An 8,015-nucleotide genomic window follows, 5' to 3' on the forward strand; every position below is an offset into this window, starting at 1 on the left:
TTATGGGTGGATGTTGTGTGTGGGTGGGTGTATTGTAGTGGTCTGACGGTGGCTTGTTGTTTGTGGGAGAGGGCTGCACCGGAGATGTAACGTGTCCTGTGGGCGGGCGCCGTAAGAGGTGTATAAGAGGAAGGGGGTGGGGGGTGAGGGAGGCGAGCCCGGCGGGCGGCCCCGCGACGGGGTAGGTGAGCAGGCCGACGGCGATCATGACGAGGGCGCAGCCGTGCGGGCTGCCCGCGGGCGCGTCCCGTCCGCCGGTGACGGCGAGGCCGATCAGGGCGGGCACCGCGAGGCCCGCGACGAGGATCCGCGCGCCGGGCGACCAGTCGTCGGCGGCGACGACGGCGAGGAACGCGAAGCCCGCCGCCGGGACGAGCGGGAGCAGCAACTGGCCCCGTTCGGTGTACCGGGCCGGGGCCGCGCCGACGGCGGCGACGGCGAGCCACGGGAAGGGCGCGAGCGCGACACGCCAGTCCGAGCCCGACATGGGGACCGCCTTCAGCGCTAACGGCATCGCCACGATGAGCGTGCCGGCGAGCACGCCCGCCCAGACGGCGGCCAGGGTGTGGTCGCGGCGTTCCCAGACGAGCACGAGGGAGGCGGGCAGGACGATTCCGGCGCCCGCGCCCTGTGCCGCCCGGATCGCGCCGGCCAGGGGCACCGAGTGGGCGAAGCGGACGGCGCCGAGGCCGGCCAGCAGCACGGCCAGGCCCGTGGCGAGGACCGTCCAGGCGGGGAACCTGCGGGCCGCGACGGCGCCGAGCGGCACGGTCAGCAGCAGCGCGGGCAGCGCCAGGCCGGTGGCGCGCAGCAGGCCGGCGACGCCCGCGTCGCCGAGGTCGAGGGCGCGCGCGGCGGCGGGGACGACGTTGCCGGAGGCGTCCGGCACGGTCAGTACGGCGGCGGGCAGCGCGGTGCCCGTCAGCAGCAGCGCGCCGAGCGCCGCGAGCCGCCGCCGCGCGATTCCTTCGAGCGGATGGTGCGGTGCGTGGGTTGCGGGTGCGTGGCTGGACACGGCCTGCTCCTTCGCAGGGTCGTCATCCGCCGGACGCGCATTTCCCAAAAGGGAAGGATGTCCAAATTGAGGCGATAATTGGAATTCGCGGTAATCGGCGGGATGATTGGCTGCCGTTCCCGCCCGAACCTAGCGCGGCTGCGCGCTCGCCGCCTTGTGTCCCAGCCAAATGGCCGTCCCCCAGAGCGCCCCGAAAACGGCACCGAGGAAGAACATGGTCGGCACCATGAATCCGGTCGCGATGATGAGCACCTGCAGCGCGGTGCCCACCGGGATCGCCCAGGGGCGGCGCAGCAGCCCGGCCATCAGCAGGCAGGCGACCGCCAGGCTCCCGCACACCGCGCCCGCGGTCGCGCCGTCCACGTCCAGCACCGACACGGCGACCGGGATCGCCAGCGCGATCACGATGGCCTCGCACGCCAGCACCGTGGCGAACAGCCGCCGGGCCGGGTTGTCAGCGGTCCGCGTGCTCATCAGCGGCCTTCCTCAACGCGCAGCAGGGTGCGGGCGTCGCCGGCCGTGACCACCGATCCGGTGATCAGCACGCCGGCGCCCCGGTACTCGCCGGTCTCCTCGGCGAGGCCGATCGCCCGGTCGATGGCGTCGTCCAGCCGCTCCACGAGGTGGACGCGCTCGGTGCCGAAGATCCCCTCGGCGAGCTCGGCCAGCTCCTCGGCCGGCATCGAGCGCGGCGAGGAGTTGCGGGTCACCACCAGCTCCGCCAGCACGGGTTCGAGCTGGTCCAGGACGCCCGCGACGTCCTTGTCGGCGGCGATGGCGAGCACCCCGGCGAGCCGGGTGAAGCCGAACGACTCGGTGATCGTCTCGACGGTCGCCGCCATCCCGGCCGGGTTGTGCGAGGCGTCCAGCAGGACGGTCGGGCCCGTCCGGGCGACCTCCAGCCGGCCCGGCGAGGCGGACGTGGCGAAGCCGGCGCGCACCAGCGCCGGGTCGAGCTGCCCCTCGTCGCCGCCGAGGTAGGACTCGCCGGCCGCGATGCGGGTCGCCGCCTCCAGGTTGGCCTCCCCCCTGGTCGGCGCGCCGCTGGCGAACGCCTCCACGGCGGCCAGGGCCGTCGCGGCGTTGCCCGCCTGGTGCTCGCCGAACAGCGGCAGGAAGATTTCGTCGTAGCGGCCGTGCAGGCCCTGGAGGCTGATCTGCTGGCCGCCGAAGGCGACGTCCCGGCTCAGCACGCCGTACTCGATGCCCTCGCGCGCCGCCGTGGCGCCGATCTCCACGACCCGGCGCAGCAGCACCTCGGCCGCCTCGACCGGCTGCTGCGCGAGCACCGCGACCGCGCCGGTCTTGATGATCCCCGCCTTCTCGCCGGCGATCTCCTCCAGCGTGTCGCCGAGGTAGCGGGTGTGGTCCAGCCCGATCGGGGTGATCACGGCGACCACGCCGTCCGCGACGTTCGTCGCGTCCCAGGCGCCGCCCATGCCGGCCTCGACCACGGCCACGTCGACGGGCGCGTCCGCGAACGCCGCGTACGCCATCGCCGTCAGGATTTCGAAGAACGACAGCCGCCCCGTGTGCTTGCCGTCGACCAGCTCGACGTAGGGCAGGACGTCGTTGAACGTCTCGACGAACCGCTCCTCGCTGATCGGCTCCCCGTCGATCGCGATGCGCTCGCGCAGCGTGGTCAGCTCGGGGCTGGTGTAGAGGCCGGTGCGCAGCCCGCGCTCGCGCAGCAGCGCCTCGATGAGCCGGGCGGTGCTGGACTTGCCGTTCGTCCCGGCGATGTGGATCACCGGGTACGCGCGGTGCGGCTCGCCCAGGACGTCGACCAGGTCGCGGATGCGGTCGAGGGTGGGATCGATCTCCCACTCGACCCCGCGCGCCATGATCGCGGCCACGGTCGCCCGGTAGTCGGCAGGATCGGTTCGCTGACTCACGGTCCCCGAGCCTACTCGGCGGTGCGGCACGCTCCGTCCGGCCCCACACTGGAGATATGGACGTGTTCTTCCGGGAGTGGGAGCGGCGCGCTCCGGGCGAGAGCCGCGACATCGGGCGGGCCCGCGCGCTCGCCGGCGCCTTGGGGGTGCTTGCCCCGGACGCTCCCGTACTGACCGTTGTGGGGTCCAAAGGGAAGGGCACGGCGGCGACCTACGCGTCGGCCTTTCTCGCCGCCGCCGGACTTCGCGTGTGCACCGTCACCAGTCCCGGCCTGCGCACGGATCGCGACCGGATCCGGATTAACGGACAAGCCGTTTCGGAGGAGGAGCTGGCCATATTGGCGGCGGCCCTCGAAGAGGGCATCGGCACGCTTCCGCCGCCCTCGGACGGATATCTGTCGCCGTCGGGCCTCTTCCTGCTCGCCGGCGTCCTGCACGCGGGCCGTGCCAGTGCGGACGCGCTCGTCCTGGAGGCCGGGATGGGCGGACGGTCGGACGAGGTAGCCCTCTTCCCACCGGACGTCGCCGCGATCACGCCGGTCTTCCTGGAGCACGCCGGCGTGCTCGGGGACACCGAGGCGGAGATCGCCCAGGAGAAATTCGGTGTGGCCGGACCGGGGACGATCGTGCTGTCAGCGCCACAATCGGCGCCGGTCACCGAGGTGCTGCGGGGCGCCGACGTCGTCGGGCCGGGCGGCGCCGCGCTGCCCGACGACCTGCTGCCCGCCGGTCTCGGACGGGCCGCCGCCGAACTCGGCGTCGCCGCCGCGCGCCGCATGCCGGGCGTGACCGAGCCCCCGGCCGAGGCGCTGCGGGAGGTGCTGGCCTCGATCGTCCTGCCCGGCCGGACGTCCCGGCACGACGTGCCCGGATCGGCGACGCGGCTGCTGATCGACTCCGCCATCGACCGCACCGGCGTCGCCGCCGCGCTGGCCGCCGCGCGGAAGACCTGGGGGACGATCGACCACGCCGTCGTCTGCCTCCCCGACCACAAGGACGTGGACGGGGCCATCGCCGAACTCGGCGCGCTGCCCGTGACGTTCATCCGGCTGCCGCTGCCGCACCTGCGCTTCACCCGCCCGCTGCCGCCCGGCTGGGACGTCGTCGGCTCGTCCGCCATCACGCCGGAGTCCCTCGCCACGCTGGGGCATCGCGTCGTCGTCCTCGGCACCGGCTACTTCACCGGGCACGTCCTGGACGTGATCGACGCCGACACCGAGCGGCTGTTCGTCACTTCGGCCGCTCGACGTCCTTCCGGATCCGGCGCATGACCTCGGCCATCAGCGGGAACTTCGGGTTCACCGTCGGACGGTTGGACGCGACGATGCCGTAGGAGTCCCTGGTCGCCCACGCGCAGTACGTGTGGGTCTCGGCCAGGACGGCGAACGTGCCGCAGACGGCCTTCCCGCCCTTGCCGCCGAGGTCGGCGTCCTGGCCGGCGATGAACGTGGTGGGCTGCACCTTCTGCAGGAAGTCCGCCGGGTTGCGGATCGCGCCCGTCCCGCCCATGAACAGGACGTTGACCCTGCGCACGGGCTCCTCGGTATAGACGGCCATGCCGTGCTGGGCGACCGGGACGCCGCCCGCCTCGACGGCGCCCGCGATGAACGGGTACGCCGCGCTCGCCAATGGCGGGGTCAGCTTGTCCTTGCGCAGCCCGCCGGCCACCGGACCCGCGTTGATGATCTTCTTGGACGCGGGGAGGGCCGTGGTGCGGGCGTCCTTGGCGTCACCGCCGCCCGTCCGGAAGACGAGGGCCCCGGCCATCAGGGCGACCGCCGCGACCGCGGTCGCGCCGGCGACCAGCAGCAGCCTCGGCACGCGCCGCTTCTTCGACGGGGCCGCGGGCAGCGGGCCCGTGCCCCCATGGACGATGGGGTGCCCGCCGGTGCCGACCACCGGATGCGCCCCCGAACCGACCACCGGATGCGCGCCCGAACCGACCACGGGATGGGCTCCCGAACCCACGACGGGGTGGGCTCCCGAACCGACGACGGGATGCGCGCCGGAGCCGCCCGCCATCGGGTGCCCGCCGGTGCCGTTCACCGCCTGGAGCGGCCCCGTCCCGCCACCCGAGTCGAGCGACCACCACGGGCGCGCCCGGCCCCACGGCGCCGAAGCGGCACCGTCCTCGACGACCTGCGCCGCGTCCAGGTCATCGCCCGACGCGGAGTCCGGCGCTCCGGACCGAGGAGGTGATTCGGCCATTGCACTCCCGATGGTTCATGTACCGCCAAAAGCCCGCGGGCCCAACCGGATCGTAACGGCGCCGGGCCCGCCGCGCCGACGGTTCGCGGTGCCCGGCTCCCGCCCGTTTCCGGACGGGACGCCGGTCGGCCCGGGTCAGCCCGCCGGGAGCGCGGTCAGCTGCGACTCCAGCCGGCTGATGTCGGCCTCCGCCTGGGCGAGCCGGTCGCGGTTCTTCGCGACGACCGCCTCGGGGGCCTTCGCCATGAACGCCTCGTTGCCGAGCTTGCGGCGCGCCTGGTCGACCTCCTTGCGGGCGGCGGCCAGGTCCTTCTCCAGCCGCTTGCGCTCGGCGGCGACGTCGATCGCGCCCGCGGTGTCGAGCCGCACCGTGACGCCCTCGGCGGGCAGCGACGCGGTCGCGGCGAACCCGTCGCCGGGCGCGGTGAGGCGCAGCAGCGCGCGGACGCCCTCCTCGTGCGCGGCGAGCGGCGAGCCGCCCCGCTCCAGCGCCGCCGCGACCTTCTGGCCCGGCTTGAGGCCCTGGTCGGCGCGGAACCGGCGGACCTCGGTGACGAGCCGCTGCAGCGACTCGATGCGGGCCTCGGCGTCCCGGTCGGCGCGGGACGGCTCGGCGGACGGCCACGGCGCGGTCAGGATCGTCTCGCCGCCCGTCAGGGACGTCCACAGCTCCTCGGTGACGAACGGGATCACCGGGTGCAGCAGCCGCAGCAGCTTGTCGAGAACCTCGCCCAGAACGCGGCGCGTCGCCTCGGCCCGCTCGTCCGCGAGCTGGACCTTGGCCAGCTCGACGTACCAGTCGCAGACCTCGTCCCACGCGAAGTGGTAGAGCGCCTCGCACGCCTTGGCGAAGTCGTAGCCCTCCAGGTGCTCGTCGACCTCGGCGATGACCGACTGGAGGCGCGACAGAATCCACGCGTCGACGGTCGTCACCTCGGCGGGCATGTCGCCGCGGACGTGCGCACCGTTGATGAGCGCGAACCGGGTCGCGTTCCACAGCTTGTTGCAGAAGTTGCGGGAGCCCTGCGCCCACTGCTCGGCCACCGGGACGTCGCCGCCTGGGTTCGCGCCGCGCAGCAGCGTGAAGCGGGTCGCGTCCGCGCCGTACTCGTCGACCCAGTCGAGCGGGTCGATGACGTTCCCGAACGACTTGGACATCTTCTTGCCGTACTGGTCGCGGACCATCCCGTGCAGGGCGATGGTGTCGAACGGCTGGACGCCGTCCATCGCGTACAGGCCGAACATCATCATCCGGGCGACCCAGAAGAACAGGATGTCGTACCCGGTGACCAGCACCGACGTCGGGTAGAACCGCTCCAGCTCGGGCGTCTTGTCGGGCCAGCCGAGCGTGGAGAACGGCCACAGCGCCGAGGAGAACCAGGTGTCGAGGACGTCGGTGTCCTGCGTCCAGCCGGCGGGCGGCTCCTCGTCCGGGCCCGGGCAGACGGTCTCGCCGTCCGGCCCGTACCAGACCGGGATGCGGTGCCCCCACCAGAGCTGCCGGCTGATGCACCAGTCGTGCATGTTGTCGACCCACTCGAAGTAGCGGGCCGCCATCTCCGGCGGGTGGATGTTGACGCGGCCGTCGCGGACGGCGTCGCCGGCGTCCCGCGCCAGCGACTCCACCTTCACGAACCACTGCAGCGACACGCGCGGCTCGACGACCGTGGAGCAGCGCTGGCAGTGCCCGACCGAGTGCTTGTAGGGGCGGACCTCCTTGACGATCCGGCCCTGCTCGCGCAGCGCGGCCACGACCGCCGGGCGCGCCTCGAACCGGTCGAGGCCCTCGAACGGGCCGGACGCGGTGACGACGCCGCGCTCGTCCATCACGGACATGGACGGCAGGTCGTGCCGGCGGCCGATCTCGAAGTCGTTCGGGTCGTGCGCCGGGGTCACCTTGACCGCGCCCGTCCCGAACTCGGGGTCGACGTGCTCGTCGGCGACGACCGGGATGCGGCGGCCGGTCAGCGGAAGCTCGATCTCCCGCCCGACCATGTGCCGGTACCGCTCGTCCTCCGGGTGGACGGCCACGGCGGTGTCGCCGAGCATCGTCTCCGCCCGCGTGGTCGCGACGACCAGCCCGTCCGCACCGGAGCCGTACCGGATCGAGACCAGCTCGCCGTCGACCTCCTCGTGCTCGACCTCGATGTCGGACAGGGCGGTCAGGCAGCGCGGGCACCAGTTGATGATGCGCTCGGCGCGGTAGATCAGGTCGTCGTCGAACAGCCGCTTGAAGATCGTCCGGACGGCGCGGGCGCGGTCGTCGTCCATCGTGAACGCCTCGCGCGTCCAGTCGACGCTGTCGCCGAGGCGGCGCATCTGGCCGAGGATCCGGCCGCCGGACTCCGCCTTCCACTGCCAGACCCGCTCGACGAACGCCTCGCGGCCGAGGTCGTGCCGGGACCGGCCCTCCTTGGCCAGCTCGCGCTCCACGACGTTCTGGGTGGCGATGCCTGCGTGGTCCATGCCCGGGATCCACGCGGTCTCGTGGCCCTGCATGCGGCGCCGCCGGACGAGCGTGTCCTGGATGGAGTGGTCGAGGGCGTGCCCCATGTGCAGCGAACCGGTGACGTTCGGCGGCGGGATCACGATCGAGTACGCGGGACGCTCCGGCGCGCGCAGCGGGTCGGCGGTGAACAGCCCCGCCGATACCCAGCGCTCGTAGAGCCGGCCCTCGACATCGGCCGGTCGGTACTGGGTGGGCAGGTCGACGTCGGCGGCCCCCTGGCCGCGCTCAGTGCTGGGCTGTGTCACGGCTGACGATTCTACGGGGACGCCGGGGGTGGGACGCCCCCGGGACGCCGCCGCGTGCGCGAGAATCTCCACCGGCGAGCACCCCGCCGAGCCGCCTCGCCGTTCAGCCCCCGGAAAGGAAGCACGTTGAGCGGTTGGAACCC

5 protein-coding genes and 1 pseudogene are annotated in these 8,015 nt (G+C 73.3%); 1 reads left to right on the plus strand and 5 read right to left on the minus strand.

What is annotated here, in order from left to right; all coding sequences use genetic code 11:
* From HUX53_RS36410 to HUX53_RS36420, 3 genes and pseudogenes are all read right to left on the minus strand, one after another.
* Positions 1 to 1,015 (minus strand): annotated as a pseudogene (locus tag HUX53_RS36410) (hypothetical protein); the annotation flags it as partial.
* Positions 1,016 to 1,144: 129 nt separating this feature from the next.
* On the minus strand, positions 1,145 to 1,489 hold the full coding sequence (locus tag HUX53_RS36415; RefSeq protein ID WP_176407826.1) for a DUF4233 domain-containing protein: 345 nt from the start codon (positions 1,487 to 1,489) through the stop codon (positions 1,145 to 1,147).
* Positions 1,489 to 2,859, minus strand: coding sequence for a folylpolyglutamate synthase/dihydrofolate synthase family protein (locus HUX53_RS36420; protein WP_176407830.1), 1,371 nt, complete (start codon positions 2,857 to 2,859; stop codon positions 1,489 to 1,491). The genes HUX53_RS36415 and HUX53_RS36420 overlap by 1 nt, the downstream gene beginning before the upstream one ends.
* 107 nt (positions 2,860 to 2,966) lie before the next feature.
* Between HUX53_RS36420 and HUX53_RS36425 the strand changes: the two genes are divergently transcribed.
* Entirely contained in the window at positions 2,967 to 4,181 is a 1,215-nt protein-coding gene (locus HUX53_RS36425; RefSeq protein ID WP_176407827.1) for a hypothetical protein, read from the plus strand.
* Here HUX53_RS36425 and HUX53_RS36430 read toward each other — a convergent pair.
* Positions 4,141 to 5,118, minus strand: a complete 978-nt coding sequence (locus HUX53_RS36430; RefSeq protein WP_176407828.1) for a hypothetical protein — start codon at positions 5,116 to 5,118, stop codon at positions 4,141 to 4,143. The two genes, HUX53_RS36425 and HUX53_RS36430, sit on opposite strands and share 41 nt — an antisense overlap.
* 135 nt (positions 5,119 to 5,253) lie before the next feature.
* On the minus strand, positions 5,254 to 7,872 hold the full coding sequence (locus HUX53_RS36435) for a valine--tRNA ligase (protein WP_176407829.1): 2,619 nt from the start codon (positions 7,870 to 7,872) through the stop codon (positions 5,254 to 5,256).
* Positions 7,873 to 8,015 lie beyond the last annotated feature (143 nt).

The organism is Actinomadura sp. BRA 177 (assembly GCF_013372625.1).
Taxonomy (GTDB): domain Bacteria; phylum Actinomycetota; class Actinomycetes; order Streptosporangiales; family Streptosporangiaceae; genus Spirillospora.

Bases quoted from the DNA above. Each gene is read 5' to 3' on its own strand.
- HUX53_RS36425 (WP_176407827.1), top strand. From the start codon at position 2,967: ATGGACGTGTTCTTCCGGGAGTGGGAGCGGCGCGCTCCGGGCGAGAGC.
- HUX53_RS36430 (WP_176407828.1), bottom strand. From the start codon at position 5,118: ATGGCCGAATCACCTCCTCGGTCCGGAGCGCCGGACTCCGCGTCGGGC.
- HUX53_RS36420 (WP_176407830.1), bottom strand. From the start codon at position 2,859: ATGGCGCGCGGGGTCGAGTGGGAGATCGATCCCACCCTCGACCGCATC.
- HUX53_RS36415 (WP_176407826.1), bottom strand. From the start codon at position 1,489: ATGAGCACGCGGACCGCTGACAACCCGGCCCGGCGGCTGTTCGCCACG.